25 protein-coding genes are annotated in these 24533 nt (G+C 53.9%); 9 read left to right on the top strand and 16 right to left on the bottom strand.

The annotated features are described in order from the left end of the window. Nucleotides 1-92: 92 nt before the first annotated feature. Nucleotides 93-1283 carry a class I SAM-dependent rRNA methyltransferase gene (locus tag A3L09_RS09200; RefSeq protein ID WP_088858672.1) on the bottom strand — a complete coding sequence of 397 codons (1191 nt, stop codon included), beginning with the start codon at nt 1281-1283 and terminating at the stop codon, nt 93-95. A gap of 149 nt (nt 1284-1432) precedes the next feature. Here A3L09_RS09200 and A3L09_RS09205 point away from each other — a divergent pair, with 149 nt between their 5' ends. Beyond that, nucleotides 1433-1741, top strand: a complete 309-nt coding sequence (locus A3L09_RS09205; RefSeq protein WP_088858673.1) for a DUF5748 family protein — start codon at nt 1433-1435, stop codon at nt 1739-1741. Between the two features lie 11 nt (nt 1742-1752). Here the strand turns inward: A3L09_RS09205 and A3L09_RS09210 are convergent, their stop codons facing one another. From A3L09_RS09210 to A3L09_RS11060, 6 genes are all read right to left on the bottom strand, one after another. Beyond that, nucleotides 1753-2877: a tripartite tricarboxylate transporter permease gene (locus A3L09_RS09210; RefSeq protein ID WP_088858674.1), complete on the bottom strand. Its 1125-nt coding sequence runs from the start codon at nt 2875-2877 to the stop codon at nt 1753-1755. Beyond that, the gene (locus A3L09_RS09215) at nt 2859-4046 is read right to left on the bottom strand and encodes a hypothetical protein (RefSeq protein ID WP_088858675.1); all 1188 of its coding nucleotides are present in this window, start codon (nt 4044-4046) and stop codon (nt 2859-2861) included. Before A3L09_RS09215 ends, A3L09_RS09210 begins: the two co-directional genes overlap by 19 nt. A gap of 66 nt (nt 4047-4112) precedes the next feature. Then, the gene (locus A3L09_RS09220; RefSeq protein ID WP_088858676.1) at nt 4113-4841 is read right to left on the bottom strand and encodes an RAD55 family ATPase; all 729 of its coding nucleotides are present in this window, start codon (nt 4839-4841) and stop codon (nt 4113-4115) included. Nucleotides 4842-4861: 20 nt separating this feature from the next. After that, the gene (locus A3L09_RS09225) at nt 4862-5608 is read right to left on the bottom strand and encodes an ATPase domain-containing protein (protein WP_088858677.1); all 747 of its coding nucleotides are present in this window, start codon (nt 5606-5608) and stop codon (nt 4862-4864) included. A gap of 453 nt (nt 5609-6061) precedes the next feature. Then, entirely contained in the window at nt 6062-8026 is a 1965-nt protein-coding gene (locus A3L09_RS09230; protein WP_088858678.1) for an IGHMBP2 family helicase, read from the bottom strand. Between the two features lie 132 nt (nt 8027-8158). After that, nucleotides 8159-8356 (bottom strand): hypothetical protein, encoded by a 198-nt coding sequence (locus A3L09_RS11060; protein WP_232473521.1) that lies wholly within the window; start codon nt 8354-8356, stop codon nt 8159-8161. Nucleotides 8357-8864: 508 nt separating this feature from the next. Between A3L09_RS11060 and A3L09_RS09240 the strand changes: the two genes are divergently transcribed. The 4 genes from A3L09_RS09240 (at nt 8865) to nadA (ending at nt 11936) form a co-directional block, all read left to right on the top strand. Continuing rightward, the gene (locus tag A3L09_RS09240) at nt 8865-10265 is read left to right on the top strand and encodes an L-aspartate oxidase (protein WP_088858680.1); all 1401 of its coding nucleotides are present in this window, start codon (nt 8865-8867) and stop codon (nt 10263-10265) included. Nucleotides 10266-10307: 42 nt separating this feature from the next. Continuing rightward, the gene (locus A3L09_RS09245) at nt 10308-10511 is read left to right on the top strand and encodes an antitoxin family protein (protein WP_088858681.1); all 204 of its coding nucleotides are present in this window, start codon (nt 10308-10310) and stop codon (nt 10509-10511) included. Next, complete coding sequence (locus A3L09_RS09250; protein ID WP_088858682.1) at nt 10495-10752, top strand: hypothetical protein; 258 nt, start codon at nt 10495-10497, stop codon at nt 10750-10752. The genes A3L09_RS09245 and A3L09_RS09250 overlap by 17 nt, the downstream gene beginning before the upstream one ends. Nucleotides 10753-11027: 275 nt before the next feature. Beyond that, the gene (nadA, locus tag A3L09_RS09255; RefSeq protein ID WP_088858683.1) at nt 11028-11936 is read left to right on the top strand and encodes a quinolinate synthase NadA; all 909 of its coding nucleotides are present in this window, start codon (nt 11028-11030) and stop codon (nt 11934-11936) included. A 23-nt stretch (nt 11937-11959) separates the two neighbouring features. Here the strand turns inward: nadA and A3L09_RS09260 are convergent, their stop codons facing one another. Beyond that, nucleotides 11960-13201, bottom strand: coding sequence for a nucleotidyltransferase family protein (locus A3L09_RS09260; RefSeq protein WP_088858684.1), 1242 nt, complete (start codon nt 13199-13201; stop codon nt 11960-11962). Nucleotides 13202-13331: 130 nt separating this feature from the next. On the opposite strand from A3L09_RS09260, the gene nadC reads away from it, so the two are divergent. Further along, complete coding sequence (nadC, locus tag A3L09_RS09265; protein WP_088858685.1) at nt 13332-14165, top strand: carboxylating nicotinate-nucleotide diphosphorylase; 834 nt, start codon at nt 13332-13334, stop codon at nt 14163-14165. 48 nt (nt 14166-14213) lie between these two features. On the opposite strand, the gene A3L09_RS09270 is transcribed toward nadC, so the two are convergent. From A3L09_RS09270 to speE, 4 genes are all read right to left on the bottom strand, one after another. Next, nucleotides 14214-14870 carry a hypothetical protein gene (locus A3L09_RS09270; RefSeq protein ID WP_088858686.1) on the bottom strand — a complete coding sequence of 219 codons (657 nt, stop codon included), beginning with the start codon at nt 14868-14870 and terminating at the stop codon, nt 14214-14216. Further along, the gene (locus A3L09_RS09275) at nt 14870-15586 is read right to left on the bottom strand and encodes a creatininase family protein (RefSeq protein WP_088858687.1); all 717 of its coding nucleotides are present in this window, start codon (nt 15584-15586) and stop codon (nt 14870-14872) included. The genes A3L09_RS09270 and A3L09_RS09275 overlap by 1 nt, the downstream gene beginning before the upstream one ends. A gap of 67 nt (nt 15587-15653) precedes the next feature. After that, a complete protein-coding gene (locus A3L09_RS09280; RefSeq protein WP_088858688.1) occupies nt 15654-16514 on the bottom strand; it encodes a lysylphosphatidylglycerol synthase domain-containing protein in 861 nt (286 codons plus the stop codon). Continuing rightward, nucleotides 16511-17380, bottom strand: a complete 870-nt coding sequence (gene speE, locus A3L09_RS09285; RefSeq protein WP_088858689.1) for a polyamine aminopropyltransferase — start codon at nt 17378-17380, stop codon at nt 16511-16513. The genes A3L09_RS09280 and speE overlap by 4 nt, the downstream gene beginning before the upstream one ends. Nucleotides 17381-17485: 105 nt before the next feature. Here speE and A3L09_RS09290 point away from each other — a divergent pair, with 105 nt between their 5' ends. Next, the gene (locus tag A3L09_RS09290) at nt 17486-17983 is read left to right on the top strand and encodes a hypothetical protein (RefSeq protein ID WP_088858690.1); all 498 of its coding nucleotides are present in this window, start codon (nt 17486-17488) and stop codon (nt 17981-17983) included. 20 nt (nt 17984-18003) lie between these two features. On the opposite strand, the gene A3L09_RS09295 is transcribed toward A3L09_RS09290, so the two are convergent. The 4 genes from A3L09_RS09295 to A3L09_RS11130 all read right to left on the bottom strand — a co-directional run bounded on the left by A3L09_RS09295 (nt 18004) and on the right by A3L09_RS11130 (nt 21404). Beyond that, nucleotides 18004-18477: a pyruvoyl-dependent arginine decarboxylase gene (locus A3L09_RS09295; RefSeq protein ID WP_088858691.1), complete on the bottom strand. Its 474-nt coding sequence runs from the start codon at nt 18475-18477 to the stop codon at nt 18004-18006. Between the two features lie 96 nt (nt 18478-18573). Then, nucleotides 18574-19710, bottom strand: coding sequence for a cation:proton antiporter (locus tag A3L09_RS09300; RefSeq protein WP_088858692.1), 1137 nt, complete (start codon nt 19708-19710; stop codon nt 18574-18576). Between the two features lie 45 nt (nt 19711-19755). Continuing rightward, the gene (locus A3L09_RS11125; RefSeq protein WP_335755333.1) at nt 19756-20664 is read right to left on the bottom strand and encodes a hypothetical protein; all 909 of its coding nucleotides are present in this window, start codon (nt 20662-20664) and stop codon (nt 19756-19758) included. Then, nucleotides 20661-21404, bottom strand: a complete 744-nt coding sequence (locus tag A3L09_RS11130) for a DUF2226 domain-containing protein (protein ID WP_335755334.1) — start codon at nt 21402-21404, stop codon at nt 20661-20663. The genes A3L09_RS11125 and A3L09_RS11130 overlap by 4 nt, the downstream gene beginning before the upstream one ends. A gap of 133 nt (nt 21405-21537) precedes the next feature. On the opposite strand from A3L09_RS11130, the gene A3L09_RS09310 reads away from it, so the two are divergent. Continuing rightward, complete coding sequence (locus A3L09_RS09310; protein WP_088858693.1) at nt 21538-23004, top strand: DHH family phosphoesterase; 1467 nt, start codon at nt 21538-21540, stop codon at nt 23002-23004. 311 nt (nt 23005-23315) lie between these two features. After that, nucleotides 23316-24533: a methionine adenosyltransferase gene (locus A3L09_RS09315; protein ID WP_088858694.1), complete on the top strand. Its 1218-nt coding sequence runs from the start codon at nt 23316-23318 to the stop codon at nt 24531-24533.

Raw genomic sequence — 24533 nt, forward strand, 5'->3', positions numbered from 1 at the left:
CACAATAAAAAAGGACAGGGACTCAGACCGTGGGCGTCTCAGCACTCACGCCGGTCTCAGAGGAGGTGCTTTCTCCTCATCGTCCCTCAACTTCACTTCATATCCTCAACGTAGAGGAAGAGGGCCTTTAAATATTCGGTGTCCTTTGAGGCCATGAGTATTGGATGGTCTGGAGCCTGCGTCCTGTATGGTTCGAGGAGCTTGAGGAACTTTCCGGCTTTAGCGGCGGCCGCTATTACCATGTCCTTGAAGGCCTGCATGTCGACGTGCTGGGAACAGGAGGCAGTAACCAGTATTCCGCCCTCCTTGACCAGCTGAAGGCCAGCGTAGTTCACGTTGAAGTAAGCTCTAAGTCCGCGCTTGAGGTCCTTCTCGTGCTGGACGAAGGCAGGAGGATCGAGTATAACGATGTCGAACTTCTCACCCTTCTTTATCATCTCCTCCATGACAGGAAAGGCGCTTCCAACGACGTACTTCATCCTATCCTCGACGCCGTTAAGCTTCGCGTTCTCCTCCACCATGTTGATTGCCCACGGGGATTTGTCAACGGCAACGACCTCCTCTGCTCCAGCGACCGCGGCGTGGATTGCGAAACCGCCGGTGTATGTGAAGACATCCAAAACCCTCATGCCAGGTTTTACGTACTTCTCCAGTGCTATCCTGTTCTCCCTCTGGTCGAGGAAGAAGCCCGTCTTCTGGCCGCGCATGTCAACTATGAACTTCGCCCTGCCCTCCTCGATTATCGTCCGATATTTCTCCTTCCCGAGGAGAACGCGCTCGACCTCTGGGAGGCCCTCCCTTCTTCTGCTCCTGCCAGTGTTCTTCTCAAAGACGGTCTCGATTTCAGGTTCGGCCTCCATTATGGCCTCGGCGAGGTCGAGCTTGAATCTCTCCATCCCCACACTGGAAATCTGAACGGAGGCTATCTCGTTGAAGCGGTCCACTATGAGACCCGGAAGGTAATCAGCTTCGCCGTAGACCATACGGTAAGCTTTGTCGTAGCCGAGAACCTTCTTCCTGTATTCGTTGGCCTTCCTTATCCTCTCACTGAAGAGCTCCTTGTTCACTTGGGTCTCGCGGTCCTTCGTGATCAGCCTGACCATTATGTTGGAATTGGGGTTGACGAAGCCCTTCCCGAGGAACTTGCCTCCCCTAGTGTAGACCTCGACTATATCCCCCGGCGAAAACTCCCCCTCCGTTCTCACCACGCCCTTCTTGAACACGATCATCGCGCCCTTACCTATGGCTCTCGCGGCCTGCGCGTCAACGACTACCCTCGCCATCTCTCACCACCGCCCCCACTACTCATGGGGGTTTAAAAGGTTGTCCGGCTTGGAAGTTCGGCAAGATAAGGGAAGGCTTTCAACTATTTCAAGACCGCCCAGCGATAGGTATTTAACTTTCAAGAGCGTATATTGTGAAGGGTGATTCTATGCACTTTGAGGTAGTCAAGGAGTTTCTGGAGGACATAGGGGCTGACTGGATAGAACTCGAGGGGGAGATACACCTCGACCCCGAGGTCTTCTATGAGGTCTGGAAGTATGTAGGACAGCCCGATCTCAAGACCTATGTTGTTGAGGATGAGGTCGTTCAGCCCGGATCCTACGATCCACCCCAGATGAAGTACACCGACGTTAAGAAGGTCAAGATCAAGAAGGTATATTTTGAAACCCTGGACAACAGGAAGATAGTTACGGACTATTCCGAGTTCCAGAGGATTCAAAAGGAGAAAAGCTCCTGATTTTTCTTCTCTCACATTATCAGGATTGGAACCATCAAAACCCCCATGCAGTTCGTTCTCCTGACCCTCCACGCCCCGGCCAAATAACCGATGCCCGCGGAAGTTAGAAGGACCCACAGGCCGAGCACCCCATCAAAGTATCCAGAGAGGAGAACGAGAAACGCCAAAACCAGAGAGTTTGCAAGCCCGTAGTTTATCCTATTCAGGAGGGAGAGATATGGACCCATCAAACGGAGACCAAAGAGAACAGCCAAAGAGCCCACAAAGAGAGCAGAGATAAGAATGAAGCCAACACTCGGAACTGCAAGACCCTCCCTTTCCATTGCAACAACCACTCCATTTCTGGTCCTCCCGGTTAAAGTGTAGTTCAGAACACCAAAGAGGAAGTTGGCGGTGTTTATGGAATAAACAGCAGTCAAAAACTTCTTCTCCCCCCTGGAGAAGAGGGTTGCAATAGTGGCCCCCATCGAAGCAGTGAAGGCTGGCAAAAGGGAGGAGATCATGCCAAGGAAGGTTCCTATGAAGGAGAAGACCACCAGTTCAGCGACCTCGTTTCTACCGAGATTCCCTGGTTTCCCCTGCTCTGGCAGACTGATAGAACGTATTCCCATTAGAATAACCGGAATGCCAAACAGGCCCGTGAAGAGGTGGTAAAAAGGCTCGTGAAGTCGGGATTCCCTCAGAACTTCAACCCCCAGAATTCCGGAGAGCACTATGACGAGGGATGCCTGGACCTTCCTACCCTTTTTCTCGGTCGCGATCAAAAAGAGGAGGAGAAAGGCCACAGCCGCCTTTCCTAAGGAAGGGGAGTAGTAAGCAGCGAGAAAACGGTAGAGAGGGAACAGGAGGGGAGTAAAGAGAACGGCCAGAAAACTCGACCAGAGGGCCAGAATTATAACTTCCTTTCCCCTTCCCGCAAGAACCAACTTATGGGCCGGTAGAATCGAGAGGGCAGTTCCCTCGTCGGGTACCCCAAGAAAGGTCGATGGAAAGGTGTCGAGGAAGGTGTGGGTCAGCCCCATTGCAAAGAGGAGGCAAAAGGAACCGCCCATACCCGCCAGTGTGTTCACGTGAATGCCGGGTGTCAGGCCGGTAAAAGTCCCCATCAGAAGGCCTTTCAGCAGTTCCCAGAGCATAAGTCATCCCCGCTTGAAACTTCAAAGGCGGGCTTCCCGCGGTAGGTTGTGAAGAAGCCGTAGGCGCTTACGTGCTCCCCTTCGCTGACGGTGATCCCGAGGGACTTCGGGAGCTTGAGGAGAACCCAACAGCTTCCTCTAGTGACGTTGGCCAGCCCAAAGCCGTTTCTGTATACCTTAACCCACTCCACATCCCCGCTTATCCGGGAGAACTTCCCTTCCACGGGATTGCATATCTCGTTAGGGAGGTTCTCCCTGGGTTCCTCCACCCGACAGTCGAGGCATCTCAGATACGAGCCCGCGTTCAATGCCTTTATATTCAAAAGGTCTCCAGTTCTCGCCGAGATCCCCCTGAGAACAAGTTCGGTACAGTCAAGCCTCAGACCGCCCTTTGTGATTTTGACAACCCGACATTTTCCCTCCCCAACTTCGCCTATGGTTGATCCGTTTATCGGGACAGGATCGGGAGTACCTAAGACTTCAAAGTCCTCCACGGAATCAACGTAGATGTTTATCCGTGATGTCAGCCGAACCCTTCCCAGGATCCTGACTCTGAGGCCGGGATCGATGCTAGCCCCATATGGTAGATAGGCGTAGATCCTCTTACCTTCACTCCAGACCACCGCAAGGTTGTCGGCCCCAAAGTGCCCTAGAACGACACCCTCAATTTGGGCTGGCTTTCCGTCCTTTAATTCCCCGTTGGGTTCTCCAATCACATCGTACTCAAGAGGATAGAGCTTTGAACCATACAACACTCCAACAACCCTTATCTTTGATCCCTTTGGGGCGTCTAATGGAGCCGAGAGTTCTGTCCACCGAGGGGAAAGGACGTAGGCCCTGTCTCCCTTAACCCAGTAGAAGCCCCTCACTGTCTCAGCCCAGGAAGGTGTTGTGTTCACCGGCTCCACTCGATACCCACCGGAGACCCTTGACAGGCCACCCTCGCCTACTATCCTTCCCATTATTCGGTAGATCCTCCCGCTCTCAAGTCCTTCCGGAACGAGAACGGTGTCGGTACCGTTGTAGAGGATAGAATAGCCAGCATTCGACTTCACGCAGATGCCAAGGAACGTGCCGGTTTCTGGGCTTCCTGGAACAGCGAAGTGCATTGCCACCAGGGAAGCCAGCACCATCAGAAGTACCAGCGTAGGGAGTTCTGCCCTAACCATCAGCAGAAGTTATGAAGGACATCCTTAAAAAGCTTACTATGGATGATAATGAAAAAACATCCTCCGTTAACCCCTTAGTATTATCCCACTTGGCGTTATTTCGTAGGGGAACCATGAGAGGGAGTGGGCGGTCTTCCTCATACCATAAACGCGTATGTACCGCCTGAGCGTTCTCCCCTCCTCGAACATCTTCAGTTCGATTATCCCATCGACTATCGCCCTCACCATGGCCTCTACCTCGGGCTTTTCGACGCCGGTGTTTATCTCTATCATCCAAACCTGCCGGTAGCGGTGGGCTATGTCCTTGAGCTCCTCCAAGAACTTGTAGATATCAACCAGCTCACTCTCGAAGAAGAGAGGGGTTATGGATGTTATCACTCCAACCATCTGGCCAGTATGGCCGCTAGCAACGAGGCTAGAGGTAGTATCTTTAACAAACTTAGCTATCTGCGTGGGGTTCGAGGGGTCTATTATAACGTCCTCGGAGAAGGAGAACTTGGGAGCGCTCTTTATCCTGTGGGAGTACGCGTCGACAAGGTAGAGGTACTCATCCAGTATCGGGGAGAAGTCCCATCCGAAACCCTTTGAGATGTCCAGAAACTCCCTCTTGGGGAGATCCACGAGTATGGCAAGACCGGGCATTCCCCTAAGTACAACTTGGTTATAAAGAAACTGCATCTGGAAGGTGGTTTTCCCTGACTTGGCGTCACCGATTACGAGTACAACGCTCCCCTCTGGTATTCCCCCCTGTATGAGGGAATCGATTATCCCGGTCTCAATGCGGTTGACTGCCAATTCGTATCACCACTCCCACATCAGTATATCTCCCCGCTTGGATAAACCACTATTCCATCCTCGGTTATCTCAAATGGGTACTTCTTCATCGAATGTCTCGTTTCTCTCATCTTCCTCACGAGGAGATAGCGCTTGAGCTCTACATCCTTCTCAACGAGATCCAGGAGGACGACGCCCCTCGAAACGTACTCCTCAACACCGTACTTGCTTATCCTCCCCCTCTTGGGATCCTCAGCCTCCGTTGTCAGAACGGAAGTGACGCCCATCTCCAAGAGGATCGTGTTAAGCCGGAGAAGGACCTCCCTGATATCCTTCTCTTCCCGAAGTCTGATTGCTATCGAAGGTATCGAGTCAACCACAAGTCGTTTGGCGTTTATGTTCTTGACGACACGATAAACGTACCTGAGAAAGCCCTCCACGTTGAGCCCGTCTTCAAGGGCGAACTTTTCTTCGGAGGGAAGCCCCACGACCGAGCTGACACCGTCGATTATAGCTATCTTCCCCTCCTCCTCGTACTTCCTAAGATCCCATCCAAAGCTCAGCATCTCACGCCTAAGATCCTGGGCCCGCTCCTCCAGAGTGACTATAACTCCTGGTTCACCGTAAAGTTCCGCACCCTTGTAGACAAACTGCACTGCAAAAGTAGTTTTTCCAGTTCCCGTTGGGCCTGTGACCAGTACTGTGGTGCCCCTAGGGAACCCGCCGCCTAAAAGGTCATCGAAACCGGGAATGCCGGTCTTTACACGCTCAACTACATACCTGTCCATATGGATCACCTTCACAGCCCGCAGATTGAAGCCGGCAATAATCCTTTAATTAAACCCTATCACTCTTTCCAGCGGAAGGTCATATAAACTTTTCGAGTGGGTACAATCTGCAACGGCTTAATCTTTGATCCCCAAGGCACATTTTTGATGGTTTTCCAGCTTTATACCACTAAAGACCGATTTTTTTCTGACTTTTAAACCCACCGGGGAATGTGGTGGTGGGATGGGAGCTCAGCGGCTTTATACGATCTTCTAAGCATAAAGGCAATAATCTAACCCCGACGGAATACTTTTGAATCTGAACTAACACTTCTTCTTTTACTGCGCCGGGTTACTATCATCACCTTTCAATTGGTTGCATTCTCCCCAAAGTGGGTATATCCAAATTCAACAACCAAATCCTAGTTCAGTCCAATAGGAAACCTCCCAGCAGTGGGAGAAGTTTTGAAGTCCTTACAACACCAACGACACTCCATCTTTCCTCATGAACTCCACAAACCGCCTGTAAGTGGAATGATCCGAAAGCGTCGATGAGTCTCCAACGACTATAAGCTTTCTTTTAGCCCTTGTTAAGGAGACGTTGAGCCTTCTAAGGTCGGTCAGAAAGCCGAGCTCGCCCCTCTCGTTGGAGCGGACGAAGGACAGGATGATAACTTCCTTCTCCCTTCCCTGGTAGCCGTCGACCGTTTTGACCTCGACCTCTTCGCCAACCATCGAGCTTATCAAATCCCTCTGGTCGTCGTAGGGAGTTATGACTCCAACCCACTCGGGCTTTACGCCCATTTCCATTAATTTCCCAACGGCCTCTGCGACGAGCTTCGCCTCAAGCGGGTTCTCCCTGCTGTCGCTTCCGCGCCTCTGCCTCTCGAAGCGGTCTTCCCTCTTTGAAGTGTCAATGAAGACCAGCACGTTTTCGGGCTTGAGGATAGTATCCCAAAAATCCCCGAACTCGGGTTCTCTAACTCCCAAATCCTCCAGCGTGATGTTTCTAACGCTCTCGTGGGCCTCTATTTTGCCATCGTAGAACTCCCTGCTCGGGAACTCCATCAGCCTCTCGTTCATCCTGTACTGAATCCTGAGCATCTCGCTCTTCTCCGGATAGCGCTCTATTAGGCCCTCAAAGAGAGTCTTTGAAAGCTCCCTCGCCTTCTCGCTCAGTATCGTCGGCGGGAGCTGTTTGTGGTCTCCGGCAAGCACAAACCTTTTCGCCCTGTTTATCGGGATGAGGACACTTGGGATGGTTGCCTGGGTCGCCTCGTCTATCACCGCTATGTCGTATTCGCCGTAGTCAATAACCTCTAAACCTGCGGATGCATTCGTCGTAAGAACCACGTCCGCTTCTCGAATTATCTCCCTTGCTATCCTCTCCTCAAGCTTCCTGGCATCGTCAAAGGTCTTCTTGACCTGCTGATTGAGCTTTATCCACTCCGCCATCTCCCTGATTACTCTCGCTGAAATCCCCCTCGTTCCAATTCCTTTGTCAGCCAGCCTCAAAATCTCCCTGTCACCCAGACCCCTCCTGTATTTTGGGGCCGGCTTGGTGAAGGTGTCCCTCTTCTCCTTGAGGTTTTCGCCGATTACTCTAAGCTCTCTCAGCTCTCCGTAGAGGTTGTGCTGGGTGATCAGATAGGCGAGCGTCGTCTCGTGGAGCGCCTTGGAGACCCTGCTGGGGTGGCCAACTCTGACAACCTTAAGCCCCGAATCAACGAGCCTCTCAACTATGTTGTCAACTGCCACGTTGCTCTCGGCCGTTGCGAGGACCTTGTGTCCCCTCTCAACTTCCTGCCTTATCAGCTCCACCAGAGTTCTCGTCTTTCCAGTCCCAAAGGGGCCGTGTACGAGGAAGAAGTCCTCACTCCCAAGGGCCTCGGCTATGGCCCGCCTCTGACTCGCGTTCAGGCTCTTGTCGAAGGGAGTAAAATTGAGGGGTTCGCCCTTCTCAGGTTCTCTCAACCCGAGATACAGCTCAAGGGCCCGCCTTCCGCTCTCCCTCAGGTTGTTCAAGTTCTCCAGCCAGCGCTTGAAGGTTATATCGTTTGCATAGAGATCCAATCTAACGCCTTTAAGTGCCCACTCCGGGACGGTTTCGAGGGCCACAGTTAGAAAGCGCTTCCCCTTCTCCACGACGGTTCCAACAAGATCGCTCTTGAGCGGGTCGCGTTTGCTGATTACAACGAGGTCGCCAACGCTTATCTCGGTCTTAATCTCCCTATCCCGTCCATATCTCACCAGAAAATAGCCGAGCTCCTCGCCGACTACCTTCCCGTTGAGGCCGAGAACCGCTCTCCCAACTTTTTCCCTCTCCCTACCGCTGAGGCGCCTCATCTCTAAGCGCATGGCCTCAATCTCGGCCTTCCGCTCCATCTCAATCAAAACCCTCAGGTGAGAGATGAACTTTGCAAGTTTCTCCGCTTCCATTTTTCTCTCCCGGTTTCAAAAAGAGATGTGCCTTAAAAGAGTTGAGGGTGGTCAGCCCATGCGAGTTTCCTCACCGCTCGGACGAAACTTCCCTCATCATCCCGGGGAGAATAGAATGGAGAGGTTAAAAAGCTAAGCCCTCTCCATTGAGAGAACAACGACTATGTCGCGGTAGAAAGACTTCACTGCCCTTAAGTGCCTCTCCTCAACGATCCCTGCCCTGGAGACGTGCTCGTAGTACCTCTCAAGCTGGTCAAGCAACCACTGAAGCTCCTCTCTGGCCCTAGGGCTGAAGCCATTGCCCAAAAGCTTGCCCCTCAAAAACGGCATGACCTCAGACGGACGGCCGAGCGCGGCCCAGAAAAGACCCTCTTTTAACACATCGAACAAGAGCTCCTCTGAGTTTTCCCTAACGAACGGTTTCTCCCTCCCCCCTTTCAAGCTTTCCAGGGGCTTTTCTTACAACCTCGACTTCACCCATCATGGACATCACCGCACCGAAATGAGCTTTGTAGTATTTGGCTTTTTCGGGCAGAAAGCTGAAGATGTGGCGAAGGACATTAAAGAAACAAGGAAAATTTTGAACATACATCAATCTAAATCGAGATTTTTGACGTTTCATCAGGCAATCAGCAGGACGCTGATGGCCGCGAGTATCGGTGCAGCGTATGAGAGCGCTATCAGGAGTTTTTTCTTCATGGGATCACCATGTACGAATGTATGCATCTGCTTAAAAGCTTTACGTTTGTAAACCTTCCCCGAAAGACCCAGGGGGTTTGAGTTCCATCCCCCCAAGAGGTTTTTAAGCTACCGCGGGTACTCCAACCAGGTGAGATCGATGACATCCATTGGAATCATCGGCGGCGGCATTGCTGGACTGACTGCCGCGCTGTCACTGGCGGGGCGCGGCTACGAGGTTACGCTCATCCACACCGGGATAAAGAGTACGAACTCATATCTGGCCCAGGCGGGTGTTGCCATTCCAGTTCTAGAGGGAGACTCTCCGAGGGCTCACGTCATCGACACGGTAAAAGCCGGCAAGTACCTCAACGACGAGGAAGTTGTCTGGAGCGTGATATCAAAGGCCAGTGAGGCCTACGGCTTCCTCCTCTCTCTAGGCCTGAAGTTCGAGACCAACGAAACCGAGGGGGGCCATTCCTTTCCAAGGGTCTTCACGATAAAGAACGAGACGGGAAAGCACCTGACCAAGATACTCTATCTCCACGCGAGGGAAAAAGGGGTCAACTTCATTAGGGGAAGGGCCGAAGAGCTTGCCGTTAAGCACGGGAAGGCCTACGGTGTTTTCGTGGACGGCGAGTTCCTGAAGTTCGACGCAACGGTAATAGCCTCAGGGGGCTTTACTGGGCTCTTCAAGTACACCGCGGGTTCTCCAACGAACATTGGAACCCTAATCGGGGATGCGGTGATGAAAGGGGCTTTTGCAAGGGATCTTGAGTTCGTCCAGTTCCATCCGACAGGTTTCATCGGAAAAGATGGGGTCAAGCTCATCAGCGAGGCCGTGAGAGGAGCCGGTGCGAAGCTCGTAACCGAGGATGGGGAGCGCTTCGTAAACGAGCTCTCAACGAGGGACATAGTGGCGAGGGCAATATACCTCCAGATGAAGGGAGGGAAGGGGGTCTTCCTCGACGCCACGGGGATTGAGGGCTTCAAGAAGAGGTTTCCGCAGATCTACGCCTTCCTGGCCAAGGAGGGAATTGATCCAGCGAAGGACTGGATACCAGTGACGCCAATAGCCCACTACACCATCGGGGGAATATCAGTTGACCTATGGTACAGGACTGGAATTAAAAACCTCTACGCGATAGGAGAGACCGCGAGCAACGGCTTCCATGGGGCAAACAGACTCGCGAGCAACTCCCTCCTTGAGTGCGTCGTCTCCGGCCTTGAAGTGGCAAGGACGATAGAGAGGGACAGACCGAGGGTCAGGGAGGTAAAGGAGCCCCATTATCACGGCTACGAGAATGGGGACGTTGAGTCCATCAGGAGAATCCTGTGGGAGCATGCCGGAATAGTTCGGAACGCGAGAACGCTCAGGGAGGGCCTGAAGAAGCTGGATGGTGTTGAAGCAGACCCAAGGATGAAGCTCCTCGCGAGGGGGGTCCTGGAGTGCGCGCTGGCAAGGGAGGAGAGCAGAGGGGCACACTACCGCGAGGATTTTCCGGCGATGAGAAAGGAGTTTGAGAGGCCGAGCTTTTTTGACGGGAAGTGCAGGCTATAACGTTAAATAGGCTCTCATTTAATAATGCTGTGGGTGGAGCCAATGCCCAAGATCATAGAAGCAATTTATGAAGAAGGAGTTATAAAACCTCTAAAACCCCTCTCGCTGCCCTCAAAAAAGCTCGTGCTCTACATAGAGGAGAGGAGATTTTCAGACCTTGTGGACGAGCTTGAGCTGGAAGCGCGTGAAGATGTTGAGGAGGGCATCAAAGCCATCCGGAGAGGGGATCATGAGAGTGGTTCTTGATACGAGCGTTATAGCAAAGGCTCTGCTGAGACCGCGAAAAAGCCTTCCAAAGGAGATTTTTGAAAGGGAGAGCGAGACCCATAGAAAATCGAAGCTGATAATACACCTATGCGATTCTCATAACGTAGCTTTACCCAAAGCTGGTCTCGTCGAAGTTGCCAGCGTCTTGAAGAGAAACGGCCACGAGAGGGTGATTCCGCAGGTTCTTGAGTCCCTTTCCATCTCCTATGAAGTTCTCTAAGAAGAAGAGTTTTTTGAAGATGCAATTGAAGTCGCATCCAAAACCGGTGCAGCCGGCTTTGACTGTTATTTTATGGCCCTGGCTATGGTGAGAGACGCCCTGTTGATAACGGACGACGAGAAAATGGCCCACCACACAAGATCACTTGGGATACGAAGCCTCCTCGTTAGAGAACTTAGTGAAGAGGAAATCACCAACTTGCTGTCCCCTTAACCAAAGGTGTCCAAAAACCCTTTTAACGTTCTCTCCCATGCCCCAAACATAGGGGTGAGAAAATGGAGAGGGAGAAGCTCATCGAGGAGATAAACCGCCTGAAAGAGGAGAGAAAAGCCATAATCATGGCCCACAACTACCAGCTGCCCGAAGTGCAGGACATAGCCGACTTCCTCGGCGACAGCCTTGAGCTCGCGAGAAAAGCTGTCAACGTCGATGCAGATGTGATAGTCTTTGCCGGCGTTGACTTCATGGCCGAGACCGCGAAGATTCTCAATCCAGGTAAAACCGTCCTCCTTCCAACCAGGAGAGCCACCTGCGCGATGGCCAACATGCTCACAGTTAGGCACATCCTTGAGGCGAAGGAGAAGTATCCCGACGCTCCCGTTGTTCTCTACGTCAACAGCACCGCGGAGGCCAAGGCTCTTGCTGATGTAACCGTTACCTCAGCCAACGCCGCTAAAATCGTTTCAAAGCTCGATTCAGACGTTGTGATATTCGGCCCGGACAAGAACCTCGGCCATTACGTCGCCAAAATGACCGGCAAGAAGATAATCCCAGTTCCGCCGAACGGCCACTGCTACGTCCACAGAAAGTTCACGCTGGAGGACGTTGAGAGGGCTAGGCAACTCTACCCGAACGCCAAGCTCATGGTTCACCCGGAGTGCGAGCCAGAAGTGCAGGAGCGGGCAGACGTGATAGTTTCAACCGGCGGCATGATCAAGAGGGCCCCAGAGTGGGACGAGTGGGTAGTCTTCACGGAGAGGGAGATGGTGTACCGCCTCCAGAGGCTCTATCCGAACATAAAGTTCCACCCAGCCAGAGAAGATGCAACCTGCATCGGGATGAAGGCGATAACACTCCAGCACGTCTACGAGTCGCTCAGGGACATGAAATACGAGGTGGAAGTGCCGAAAGAAATAGCGGAGAAGGCGAGAAAAGCCATCGAGCGGATGCTGGAGATGAGCTGACATCTTTTCATAACCTCTTTTCCCTACCTCTTCGGCACGCCCGTCCTCACAGTGTAATGCTCCAGCGTAGCCCCCTTCTCAACGAACTCATGGGGCCAGATCTTGACGTTGTACATTCTCACATTGTCTTCGATGACTGCGTTGTCCCCTATGACGGAGTTCACTATCCTGACGTTGTCCCCGATCTCGACGTGGCGGCCGATTACTGAGTTCATTATTCTAACGTTGTCCCCGAGCTTCACCCTGTCCATGACAACGGAGTGGAGCACCTCGCAACGTTTGCCCAGCATCGAGTAGTTGTCTATCACGGCATCCTCAAGGGCCGTGCCCCTTCCAATGGAGATGTGCCTCCCAAGGAGCACTTTCCCCTCCACAAGGAGCTCACCACGCTTTATGCGCTCCTTTATCTTTCGCCTCAGGCTTTCGGACATCTCAGACTTACCCTGCATGTAGACGTCGCGCGTTATCTCCACTGCCTCCATCTCCCCCGGTGAAAGACGGTGGAGGAGGTACATGGCGGCGTTGAGATAGCGCTCCGGCGTACCTACGTCAAACCAGTAGCCCTCCATGGGATAGCCGTAAACCGCATAGCCGTGCTCTATGAGGGCTGGAATTACGTCCCCACCAAAGTCCAGTTTCCTGGCTTCCCTCATCTCCCCGGCCCACTCTTCGTTGAGGAACTCCCAGAAGTTCTCGGAGAGGATGTAGATTCCGGTGTTGGCGAGGTTGCTGGGAGCTTCCTCCGGTTTTGGCTTTTCCACGAAGTACTCGATTCGATAGTCGTCGTCAATCTTGGCAACACCAAAGCCCGTGACATCGCTGACCGGCTGAAGGGCAATCGTCATAAAGGCGTTCTTTTTCCTGTGCCACCCGTACATGTCCTGAATGTTGAGCTGGTAGATGTTATCGCCTTGAATAACCACAACCGGCTCATTAATCCCGTAGTAGTTCATCGTGTACCAGACTGCGTCCCCGTTGGTAGTGCTCTCGTAGCGCGGCATGTAGCGGATCCTCACTTCCTTCTCCAGCCCGTACTTCTTTTTGAGCCAGTAGCCCTCGCGGAAGTAGTCGAAGAGCGTCGTGTAGTTCACGTACCCCTTAACGCCCAGGTAGACCTCCTCTATTCCATCCTTGGCCAGGCTGAGAATAGAATGCTCCAGAATGGGTTTGTTCAGGAGCCTAACGAGCCCCTTAGAAGTCTCTATCGTGAGCGGACGGAGCCTCGTGGCTTCTCCACCAATGGGGATAACGGCCTTTTTTATCATGGTGGCCACCGTTTAACTTTGCCATAAGTGAATAAAAAATTATCCCCTGAGGGCAGAGGAATAGCAGTACAGAAAGCAAAATCAGAAAACAAAATAAAGGGAAAACCAGAATGGGGGAGAGGTGAAAGCAATGGTTCCGCTCAGCTATCTGCTCCGCTTCATTGAGGAGGATGCACCCTTCGGCGACGTCACGAGCGAGGCAGTGATCCCGGAGGGGATGGACGCCAAGGCGCTCATCATAGCAAAGCAGGACGGAATCATAGCGGGCGTTGAAGAGGCAAGGGCCCTCTTTGAGCACTTCGGCGTTAAGGTTGAGGTCCGGAAGAGGGACGGTGAGGAAGTCAAGAAAGGTGAGATCATCCTAGAACTCGAAGGAAACGCCCGCTCCATCCTCCTAGTGGAGAGGACTGCACTGAACGTCATGGGGAGGATGAGCGGGATTGCAACAGAGGTTAGAAGGCTCACCGAGAAAGTTAGGACCGTCAACCCAAAAGTCCGTGTGGCTGGAACGAGGAAGACCCTGCTGAAGCCCATTGACAAGCGCGCTCTCCTCATCGGAGGTGGGGAGACCCACCGCTTCTCCCTAAGCGACGCGATACTCATAAAGGACAACCACCTCGCCCTTGTTTCGCTTGAGGAGGCCGTAAAACGCGCGAAGGCCTTCAGCGTCTATAAGGTCGTGGAGGTGGAAGTGGAGAGTCTGGAGGATGCCCTAAAGGCCGCCAGAGCCGGCGCCGATGTGATCATGCTCGACAACATGACGCCGGAAGAAATCGGAGAAGTCCTAGAAGCCCTAGAGAAGGAAGGCCTCCGGGACAGGGTCAAAATCGAGGTCTCGGGCGGGATAACCCCAGAGAACATAACGGAGTACGCCAAACTTGATGTGGACGTCATCAGCCTCGGCTACCTAACCCACTCCGTTAAGAACTTCGACGTCAGCCTCGAGGTGATCGGGAGGGTCTAGAACGGCGCCCGACAGATCTCTTCTTTCTCCCAATGCCCCAAACGGGACTCAGCCGGCATCACCCGCGCTCTTACCCTCCCCGAGAAGGGACTGGAGAAGGATCGCCATCACCCTGTTGCCGACTGTTTGAGCGGCTTCGGCTATCTCCTCTTCGTCGGCCGCTCCGGGAGAGGTGTAGAGGTAGAGGGCATAGGCGACCACCCTCGGATCACCCTCCTTCGAAACCTCCATGGCTCTGTTCAACATGGGATCGTCCATCAGCCTGTCCGCCAGTCTGCGGAGGGCGCTTTCATCGTTGTTCTCAAGGGCCTCTCTGAGGGGGATGTAAAAATCCCTAACAACCCTCCTGGCGGCCCTGGCCCGTTCGTCGAGGTCAAAGGTTTCTTCTTCGCTGCCCCTCCTAGAGAGGTAGTAGAAAATGATGAGGAGCAGGATCCCCACGGTCAGGACTCCGTAGATCATAAGGGAAGCCCCTGATGCAGAGCCAAGAACGCTTCCATAGCGGGATCTCAAGAGGTAGAGGATGAGGAGGCCCCCAATCACCCACGCCGCGCTCACCCACAGATAGGCACTTACGGGAGAGGACGGCTTTGGAACTGGCCTTTTCTCTTCTGAGAGAGCCCTCTCCTCGGCTATCTCAATGAGTGCGTTCAGCCTCTTCACGCGCTTGTCTATTTCGTTAAAAACTTCCTTTGGAACCTCCATCATTCCCCACCGAGGATTATTTCAGCTATCCTGATGGAGACGGTCTCAAGGATGGCCTCCCCCTTCTCTGCCGTTGCGCCGCTGGGATCATCGTTCACGCCGTCCGGGAAGAGCTCCCTTCCGATGTCCTTTCTGATGATCCTGACCTTTTTCTTCACCCTTCTCCCCCTCGCCTCCGCCATCTTCACCAGATCCTCCCTGATGGCCAGCACAACCGAGGTCTCGTCCTCTCCCGCGTGCCCCTGGCTTGAGCACACGGACAGGATCTCCTCGCGGAAATCCATCCACCAGTTTATCAGGAAAACTTCGAGATCCGGGTAGAGCTCGGCAACATCCTCCGCAGCTTCGATGAGTGGGTAGATGTTTCCACCGTGCCCGTTGAGCAGTACTATCCTCTCAAAACCCTCCGCCGCCAGCTCGGAGAGGATGTCCCCCACGTACATTCGGAGGGACTCGGGACGGACGTTGATGGTGCCTGGGTAGGTGTTGAGAACGAAGCTGTGGCCGTACCACACTGGGGGGAGAACCAGAACCTCAGAACCTTTCTCCTTCACCTTCTCCTCAACCCGCCTGGCCAGTTCCAACGGCGCGAAAACGTCGGTGCCCAGGGGCAGGTGTCTGCCGTGGGCCTCAACACTTCCAACGGGCAGAATAACGGCCTTTACCTTTCCCTTTATTCTATCGAACTCCGGCCAGGTTAAATCCTCCATCCTCATGATATCACCGGAGGAATTAGGCGGAACTTCCTATAAGAGTTTTCTCCGGTGGACACCAGAGGGAAGATCATTCCCCAGAGCTCAGCATGTAGAAGGGCACGACGCCCACCAAGGCAAAGACGTACTGGGTGAGGAACTTATAGGCAAAAGCCACCGTCGCCCCGGCCGGAACGTTTCCAATTGCGAGCATAATCCCGAGTTCGTTGCCCCCCACTCCCCCAGGAGTGCCCGAGATCCCCCCAATAACCGTGGAATAGGTTACGCCCACAAAGCCCTTCCACAGCGGAATGCTGATCCCAAAGGCCCTGCCAGTCATTACAAGGGCCAGAGCGAGGAAGAAGGACTGGAAAGGCGCCACCAGAAGGGCCTCCAGGAAGCGGCCTTTCTTAGCCTCCTTCCATCCAAGGTAGAAGTCGTGAATCCACTCCTCTTTTCCGAGGAGTTTGAAGGGAAGGGCAACGAGAGGGTATAGGGAGTCCTCATGGACGAGGGCCCAAATGAGCACAAGGAGGCCGGCCAAAAGGGAGTAATCGCCAAACGCGACGGCAACAACGGCCCCGGGCAGTATCTCGAGGGTTGTCACGAGCCCCACGACGCCTATTGACTTCCACCACTCGGACATAGCGTACTTGGCCTTCACTATACCCCCCAATGTCGAATTTAAGGCCATGGAAACGTAGCTCGACATGAGGTTCAGCAAAACCAGCCTTCTGAAGCCCACCTCGGAGATGCCCGAGAGCAGGAGGTACCAAACAAAAGTGTAGACCAGAAAGGCCATCACCCCGAAGAAAAGGGAGAGGAGGAGGTAGGGGAAGCTGACCTCCGACCACTCGATACCCCTGACTTCCCCGGAGATCCTGTAGGCGAGGAACAGACCCAGTGCGAGGGTCACAAAAACGGAGAGGAACCTCCGGCGGTTGCGGTTCACTCTTTCTCCTCCAGAAGCTTCCTAACGTAGCGCGGCATCTGGAACAGGGTTTCGTGCCTCTCGGGGTCGTAGTACTGAAGGTCGAGCCCCTTGGCCCTCTCAAGATCCACTTTAGTGAAGTCGATGTCGCCCTTAACGCCCACAAGGAAGCTCCAGGGGGACGCGTAGCCGATGACCGGGAAGCTGAAGTAGTAGACCCTGTCGAAGACCTTCTTCATGTTCCTGTAGGCGTCAAGGAGCTCGTTCGTGAAGAGGTAGACGCTACCGGCCTGGGTTATGTAGAGACCCCTCTCGTTGAGCCTCTCGTAGGCGTCGCGGTAGAATTCTTCGGAGAAGAGGAGCTTCGCAGGGCCGACGGGGTCGGTGGAGTCGACTATGATGACGTCGAACTTCTCCTCGCTCCCGCGGAGGTACTTGACCCCGTCGCCTATTATCAGCTCAGCCCTCGGTTCCTCCTTCTTGATGAGCCTGTCCAGGAGGTCTTTGGCAACATCGAGGTAGAGGTAAGATGCCTCAACGACGCCCTCGTCTATCTCAACCATAACTGCCTTCTCAACGGTGTTGTGCCTCAGAACCTCCCTCAGGGTACCGCCGTCTCCACCGCCGATGACGAGAACCCTCCTAGGGTTCGGGTGGGCGAGCATAACGGGGTGAACGAGCGGCTCATGATAGCTCGCCTCGCCAACCTCAACCAGCTGAACCGTGCCGTCGAGAACCAGGAGCTTCCCAAAGCCCTCCGTTTCATATATCTCAAGCCTCTGGTAGTCCGTCTGGGTCTCAAAGAGCCTCCTCTTTACCTTAAAGCCAACGCCGTAGCCCAGGGGGTACCACTCGATAAACGCGTTCTCCTCGCGACTGAAGCCCATGATCATCACCTTAGGGATAGCTTCGTCGTGGGGTTTTAAACCTAGTGCCCGATCGATGTACATTTGGTAACAAAACTTATAAACGCGGAAAAGTAACCGGTGGCGATGAGCGAGGCCAGGCTGAGGAAGGAACTCTTTCAGAGGGTCAAAGAGCTTTCGGAGGAGATAAGGGAGGGGCTGAACTACGGGATCCCGCACCTTGTAGGGGAGATCTCAGCCGGCTCAAACGGGAGCCTTCAGCTGGAGGTAAACGTTGCCCTGTTTTCGAAATCCGCCCACCGGTTCCTCCTCAAAGAGGAGGATTCCCTGCTGTTCATGCTCCCCCTCGACGATTACAATCCAAGAAGGGTTTTCCTCGAGCTATGGAGCTTCCTGAATGGTAGATCTAAGGGAAACGCTCTCGAACCCGGGACGAGCATTAAAGGGGTTCTGAAAACTTCCCTTCAGAGGAGGGGCTTCGAGGTCGTGTGGATGAACGTCTCCGGTGATGAATCAGGAGGATACGTGGAGGCAATAGCATCAAAGGCGGGGCAGAGGTACAGGATGCTCTTTGAGAGAAAGTCGCCGGACGAGTTCATCCTCGTGGACATGGAGAAGATCTGAGTGAAGTGGAAAGAGAAAAGTCAGTACGGAAACATCACGACAACGGCAAGAGCAGCAGCAGGCTTGTCCTTCACGGTTATGCTCGCGCTGGCAACTCGGAACTCGGCCAGCTTCCAGCCGCGCTGGGCGAAGCCTTCCTCGACCATCTTCCTGACCATCTCCTCTGCCTCTTCCTTCGTGCAGTAGCCGGAGTACTCGTATATCAGCCCACCCTCGTTGTTCTCGCTGATGCCAACTCCCAAAGCGGCGCTTATGGTCATTCCAGGTTCGTCGCTCTCTATGTGCGCGTAGACCGTTGGGAGGAGCATTCCTATGGGGACATCGTGGACTTTCTCCATCCACTCTATATGTGCGGGGATGACGCTGCTCAGCTTGACCAGGTTAACGTTGCCTATGCCCAGCTTGAGGAGAGCGTTATCGAAAGCGTTGAGCTTAGTTCCTCCTTCTGCGGCCGCAGCGCCGATAAAAGCCCTTTTAGGAGTCATCCAGCTCATCTCAACCACCCATCTCACTTCTTAATCAGCCGTTCCTCAACACCCGACTTATAAAGGTTTCGTAAAAGGGAAGGGGCCATCTGAGAGTTTCCCACATCACGTCTTTCTGAAAGAGGCCGTGTGAACGGCCCTCCCCAAGCTGGCCGATACGAATATACCCAGTATGCTTGCCAGTGAGGCCAGTGCGTACATATGCTCAGACAGCACACCGTACGAGTAGCCGACTTCCCCAACGAGCAGGCCCAGCACACCGAAGCTCGCTATCCCCGCGGCCCTCGCGAGTGAGGTCTTAACATCACTCTCCCACACCAGGATCAGGGTAAGGAAGAGCCTGATGACATAGATAACCGCGAAGAAGTAAAGAACCTCCTGGGAAAACTCAGTTTCAAAGTTTATGCCCCTCCACGCAAAGAATATTGGTGCGAATATGCCGTAGGTGATCCCAGAGATTATCGTGTGGACTCTCTCATACTGTTTGGTCCCCATCAGGTCGCTGTGGAGCATCAAACCCACGAGGAAAGCCCCTATGCTGAAGTGAAGTCCGATCTCCTCGCTTATAAGGCCGAGGGACGTGGCGACTATCATAACGACCCCAAAGACCGCCTCGTCGCTTCTCAGCCTCCTGAGTCGGGTGATTATCCAGAGCTTGTGCTTTATCCCGATCCAGTAGTTGACGCCGAGGACGAGGCCGAGGAAGACGGCGTCCTTAACAACCTCCAGGGCCAGCTCAAAGTAGCTGAGGTGATGAAGCTCGAAGTTTATCAGGAGGTAGAGGATCACCAGGGCCCCGACCTCACTTATGACGGCGTAGGAGAGGGCTATGTGGAGGAAATCCGAACCGAAAAACCTCTCCAGTCTTAACACTATGGGGGCCGAGGCGACGGCCAGTATCGACGCCACAATTATGTTGTCCGGCCCCACATTGTAGTCCGTGAAGGGAAGGGTGAGGAGGAACATAACCACCAGGGTCACGGCATAGATGGGGGCGCTCTTCCTTCCCCCGAGCCTGACCTCCTCAGGAGTGAGTTCCAGGCCCGCGTAGAGCATGAGGAAGAACACCCCAAGCTCAGCGAGCAGGCTCATATCTTCCTTCGGGAGGTCGTGAAGAACAATGCCTAGGAAAAGACCTGCGGTGATCTCACCCAGGAATCCGGGATAGTTAAACCTCTCGAAGATCTCGGCGAGAACCCTCGCCACTGCGATTATCACGAATATGTAGCCTATAACGTCCATAGCTCCGCACTCCTCGCGTGCAAAATGTTGGAAACCAAAAAAGGTTTACCTCACGATCACGTTGAGCTTCCTTAGGCTTATCTTGATGCTGTATTCACGTGAGATGTCCCTAATAACCCTTAGGATGGTGTCCCTGGCGTCCGCCTTCAGTTTGTTCTCGTCAACGCCGGAGAAGGAACCGAAGAGTCCCCCAACCTCCTCCTTCAGGAAAGAGGCCTCTATCTCCACGTAGACGGTAGTATCCTTCACGTCCCAGTTCATCTTCAGCCACTTGAAGGTAACGCGTGGGATCAGCTTGAGCTCCGTGTGGAGCCTGCTCTTCAGGGCTTCCATTGCGGGCTCTATCCTGCTCCGCAGCAGAGTCTCCTCGCTTTCCCGCTTCTTCTCCTCGGTCAGGAAGGAGAGATCCTCAATGCCCGCCTGCTTGAGGAGCCTCTCAACTTCCTTCTCAATCTCCTCCCTCTTCTCAAGTATCTGAGCCGCTTTACCGCTGGTTACCACTGGCCTGGATGGAGCCGCCGCGGCCGTAGGCTTCCTTATGAATTCGACGTCGATCGTGTGAACCGTTATGTATCGGTTAATAGTCCTTCCAAGTTCTTTCGCGTGCCTCGTTATTATGCTCCTGACGAGCCTCTCGACCTGTTCCTCCGGGAGCGAAGTCTCTACCGCGAGCTTTGCGTTGATCTCGAACTCCCTCCTGCCCTTCACGTCAAAGCTCGCCGCCCTCACTATTATCCCTGCCTCCTGAGTCTCACCGACTATGGTTTTGGCCATGGCGCTGAAGTAGGGCCAGACGTCCTCAAGTACCGCCAGCGTGATCCTGCCCTCCCGGTCAACCTTCCCGACTTTCTTCTTTTCCTTCTCAACGATCTCCTGGGGTGCTACCTCCTTCCCATCGAGGATGACCCTTATGTCCCTCAGTATCGGCTTGATATCGGCCACCCTGAGTATCACGGGGCATGCTTGCTTATAGCATGGAGCATTCTCTTCTCCGCGATCTCCCTCATCTGACCCTCGCTGTGGCCGTAGAGATGGACATCCAGGTAAACAACGCCCTCCGAGAGCTCGCCGGAGAAAACTATTCTGTTGACCTGAAGGGTGCGTATTCTCTTGGCCTCCGAGAGGAGGTGTTTGGAGTATTCCCTCAGGGCGTTCTCAAGTGCATCCCCACCTGGTATTCTGATCTCAATTTCCACTCCACCTTCCCCTGCTGCCTTCTTGGGTCCTGGCTTCTGAACAGGTTTTGGAGAAGGCTTCTGTTCAGGTTCAGGTTTGGGAACGGGTTTTGTAGCGGAAACGGGTTTAACTGGTTTTCCGCTCAGGAGTTCATCGATCGCTATCTTGGGGGTCTGTCCGTACACCTCAAGGTTATCTGCTATGGACAGCTTGACGCCGATCTCGTCGAGGGGATAGACGTCCACAACAACCGGGCCCTTCAGAAGTTCGTTGAGCAGGGCAACGGCCTCATCACCGACCACTGGGGTGTTCGAGTCAACATCCTGCCCCTCGGCGGCGAGAAGCTTTGTCCTGTCAAAGAGCACCGTGAGGTAGTAGCGGGCGCTTCCTTTCTTACCCAAGAGTTTTATGAAAACACCGCCGGATTCGGAGGCCGTCTCTTTAATCTCCTGGATGAGCTCCTGGGGGGAGGTGACCACCAAGTTCTCCTTAACCGGCTTAATATCAGGCAGCTTCATGTTCTCACCGTCTGATTCCTTATTATGATTTGATCGACACCTATATATATCCGGAGCCCTCAAAGTGGGTAGAGTATCCTTTAGGATTATGTGAACGTATCTATTTAAACGTTGTTGCTCAAAGGTGGTGATCATGAGAATCCTGATCCTCGGCGGGGGGAGCGTAGGAAGACAGATAGCAGAAGCCCTCAAGGGCGAGTTCGAGATCGTTATAGTCGAAAAGGACGAAATCCGCGCGAGATCCCTGGAGGAAAGCGGATTCAGCGTTGTCCAGGGGGATTTCTCATACACAGCAACCCTTCTGAAGGCGGGAATTGAAAGGGCGGACGCCGTCGTTGTAACCACCCACAACCTTGAGACCGTTAAGAAGACCGCGTACATAATCAGAACAAACAACAAGGACGTCCCGATAATAGCACTCCTTCCGGATGACATGCCCAAGGAAACCCTCGAGGACATAATCCTGGAGGAGTTCGAAAAGGAGGTGAGGATAGACTACGGCATCTACCCGCAGAGAGCTGTAACGGACGCATTCTTAAGGACGCTGCTTCAGCTTGGTGAAAAAAAGAACGCCACCCTTCTTATTAAAAAGCTCCAGGCGATTAAGGAGAAAACAGAAAACCTGCTCATCCTCACCCACGACAACCCCGATCCCGACGCAATCTCCGCCGCGGTTGCCCTCTCTGCGATAGCCCAGAGCGTTGGTTTAAAGCCCACAATAGCCTACGGCGGCGAGATAACCCACCATGAGAACCAGGCCTTTGTCAACCTCCTCGGGGTGACCCTCCGAAAGGTTTCAAGGGGCTCTTACGAGATAAGGAAGCACAGCACCATAGCCCTGGTCGACACCCAGCCCAACGGAAACCTCACGGTTTTGGAGCCGGAGGACTACTCGAAAGTGCAGGTTCTCATAGACCATCACCAGATATTCCAGCACCTCCACGACCTCCTTCCAGATGACGCCTTCGTGGACATAAGGGAGGACGTTAAGGCCTCTGCTTCCATACTGACCGAGTACCTGAAGGCCACGAACATCGCCCCCTCAGAACGGCTCGCCACCGCGCTGTTCTACGGGATATACACCGACACAAAGAAGTTCTCCAAGCTCAGCCCCACGGATCTCAAGGCCATTGAGTTCCTGGCAGGGAAGGTCAATCACGAGCTCTTGGATAGAATAGAACACCCTGACATCTCAACCGAAACCGCGGAGATACTGGCGAGGGCCATACTCAACAGGAAGGCGTACAAAAACGTCGTCGTCTCCAACGTGGGGTTCATAAGGAACAGGGACGCCCTGGCCGAATCCGCCGACTTCCTCCTGAGGCTTGAGGGGATAAGCACGGTACTCGTATTCGGGATCGTCGAAGACTACATCGAGATGTCGGCAAGGACGAGGGACGTGCGCGTGAACATAGGGGCGGTTATGAAGGACGCCTTCGGGGACATAGGGAGCGGCGGAGGCCACGCAACTATGGGTGGGGCCAGGATCCCGCTAGGCCTGTTCAAGCTCGCCAGGGACAAGAACTCCCTCCTAAAGCTGGCCGAGGAAGCGATAACCGAGAAGTTCCTTGAGGCCCTCAAGATAAAGGAACAGGGATGAGTCTTTGTCCTTCTGGGAAAAGCCTTGTGGGCCCGGCCCATCCCCCGCTTTCATAGAACGCTGGAACACGTACTCCAGCGGGCCGGAGGGGGCGGGCCCTGTGCGCCCGGCATCGTCTAACCCGTTCATTGCTCCCGGGCACGGGCCACCGGGCGCGACCGTCTCCGAAAAATTATCGAGATAGAATTTAAGGTTTTCGAGTTTAATAACCATCAGGAATATTCTTGGGAGTACTTCATGCCGAAAAGTATATAAGGTGATGAACAGACCCGGGCAGTGCACGGGTTAATCTAACGGAGAAGGTGATGATCATGGTAGAAAAAGTTAGGAACATAGTGGTTGAGGAGATCGTGAGGACCCCCGTGGAGATGCAGCAGGTTGAGCTCGTTGAGAGGAAGGGTATAGGCCATCCTGACAGCATAGCAGATGGAATCGCCGAAGCCGTGAGCAGGGCCCTCTCAAGGGAGTACATCAGGAGGTACGGGATAATCCTCCACCACAACACCGACCAAGTTGAGGTCGTCGGTGGAAGGGCCTACCCCCGCTTCGGCGGCGGTGAGGTCATCAAGCCGATCTACATCCTCCTCTCCGGAAGGGCCGTAGAGATGGTGGACAAGGAGTTCTTCCCTGTTCACGAGATCGCCATAAAGGCCGCAAAAGAATACCTCAGGAAGGCCGTCAGGCACCTCGATCTTGACTATCACGTTGTCATCGACTCCCGCATCGGCCAGGGAAGCGTTGACCTTGTCGGAGTCTTCAACAAGGCCAAGGAGAACCCGATTCCGCTCGCCAACGACACCAGCTTTGGCGTCGGCTACGCCCCGCTCAGCGAGACCGAGAGGATAGTTCTGGAGACCGAGAGGCTCCTCAACAGCGACGAATTCAAGAAGAAGTGGCCAGCGGTTGGAGAGGACATCAAGGTCATGGGCCTCAGGAAGGGCGACGAGATAGACCTCACCATCGCTGCCGCCATCGTTGACAGCGAGGTTGACAACCCCGACGACTACATGGCCGTTAAGGAGGCCATCTACGAGGCCGCCAAGGGGGTTGTGGAGGAGCACACCCAGAGACCGACGAAGATATACGTCAACACCGCCGACGACCCGAAGAAGGGCATCTACTACATCACCGTCACCGGAACTAGCGCTGAAGCTGGAGACGACGGTAGCGTTGGAAGGGGCAACCGCGTTAACGGTCTCATCCCGCCCAACAGGCACATGAGCATGGAGGCTGCAGCTGGAAAGAACCCAGTCAGCCACGTCGGAAAGATCTACAACATCCTTGCTATGCTAATAGCCAACGACATAGCGGAGCAGGTCGAGGGCGTGGAGGAGGTCTACGTCAGGATACTCAGCCAGATAGGCAAGCCCATCGATGAACCACTCGTTGCAAGCGTCCAGATCATTCCAAAGAGGGGCTACTCCCTCGACGTCATAGAGAAGCCAGCCTACGAGATAGCAGACGCCTGGCTCACAGACATAAACAAGATTCAGAAGATGATCCTGGAGGACAAGATAACAGTCTTCTGA

This window comes from Thermococcus profundus (assembly GCF_002214585.1).
GTDB lineage: Archaea > Methanobacteriota_B > Thermococci > Thermococcales > Thermococcaceae > Thermococcus > Thermococcus profundus.

Bases quoted from the DNA above. Each gene is read 5' to 3' on its own strand.
- A3L09_RS09245 (WP_088858681.1), top strand. From the start codon at position 10,308: ATGCCCAAGATCATAGAAGCAATTTATGAAGAAGGAGTTATAAAACCT.
- A3L09_RS09215 (WP_088858675.1), bottom strand. From the start codon at position 4,046: ATGGTTAGGGCAGAACTCCCTACGCTGGTACTTCTGATGGTGCTGGCT.
- A3L09_RS09275 (WP_088858687.1), bottom strand. From the start codon at position 15,586: ATGAGGATGGAGGATTTAACCTGGCCGGAGTTCGATAGAATAAAGGGA.
- A3L09_RS09310 (WP_088858693.1), top strand. From the start codon at position 21,538: ATGAGAATCCTGATCCTCGGCGGGGGGAGCGTAGGAAGACAGATAGCA.
- A3L09_RS09225 (WP_088858677.1), bottom strand. From the start codon at position 5,608: ATGGACAGGTATGTAGTTGAGCGTGTAAAGACCGGCATTCCCGGTTTC.
- A3L09_RS09205 (WP_088858673.1), top strand. From the start codon at position 1,433: ATGCACTTTGAGGTAGTCAAGGAGTTTCTGGAGGACATAGGGGCTGAC.
- nadA (WP_088858683.1), top strand. From the start codon at position 11,028: ATGGAGAGGGAGAAGCTCATCGAGGAGATAAACCGCCTGAAAGAGGAG.
- A3L09_RS11060 (WP_232473521.1), bottom strand. From the start codon at position 8,356: ATGCCGTTTTTGAGGGGCAAGCTTTTGGGCAATGGCTTCAGCCCTAGG.
- A3L09_RS09240 (WP_088858680.1), top strand. From the start codon at position 8,865: ATGACATCCATTGGAATCATCGGCGGCGGCATTGCTGGACTGACTGCC.
- A3L09_RS09290 (WP_088858690.1), top strand. From the start codon at position 17,486: ATGAGCGAGGCCAGGCTGAGGAAGGAACTCTTTCAGAGGGTCAAAGAG.
- A3L09_RS09315 (WP_088858694.1), top strand. From the start codon at position 23,316: ATGGTAGAAAAAGTTAGGAACATAGTGGTTGAGGAGATCGTGAGGACC.
- A3L09_RS09200 (WP_088858672.1), bottom strand. From the start codon at position 1,283: ATGGCGAGGGTAGTCGTTGACGCGCAGGCCGCGAGAGCCATAGGTAAG.
- nadC (WP_088858685.1), top strand. From the start codon at position 13,332: ATGGTTCCGCTCAGCTATCTGCTCCGCTTCATTGAGGAGGATGCACCC.
- A3L09_RS09295 (WP_088858691.1), bottom strand. From the start codon at position 18,477: ATGAGCTGGATGACTCCTAAAAGGGCTTTTATCGGCGCTGCGGCCGCA.
- A3L09_RS09250 (WP_088858682.1), top strand. From the start codon at position 10,495: ATGAGAGTGGTTCTTGATACGAGCGTTATAGCAAAGGCTCTGCTGAGA.
- A3L09_RS09210 (WP_088858674.1), bottom strand. From the start codon at position 2,877: ATGCTCTGGGAACTGCTGAAAGGCCTTCTGATGGGGACTTTTACCGGC.
- A3L09_RS09300 (WP_088858692.1), bottom strand. From the start codon at position 19,710: ATGGACGTTATAGGCTACATATTCGTGATAATCGCAGTGGCGAGGGTT.
- A3L09_RS09260 (WP_088858684.1), bottom strand. From the start codon at position 13,201: ATGATAAAAAAGGCCGTTATCCCCATTGGTGGAGAAGCCACGAGGCTC.
- A3L09_RS09230 (WP_088858678.1), bottom strand. From the start codon at position 8,026: ATGGAAGCGGAGAAACTTGCAAAGTTCATCTCTCACCTGAGGGTTTTG.
- speE (WP_088858689.1), bottom strand. From the start codon at position 17,380: ATGGGCTTCAGTCGCGAGGAGAACGCGTTTATCGAGTGGTACCCCCTG.
- A3L09_RS09270 (WP_088858686.1), bottom strand. From the start codon at position 14,870: ATGGAGGTTCCAAAGGAAGTTTTTAACGAAATAGACAAGCGCGTGAAG.
- A3L09_RS11130 (WP_335755334.1), bottom strand. From the start codon at position 21,404: ATGAAGCTGCCTGATATTAAGCCGGTTAAGGAGAACTTGGTGGTCACC.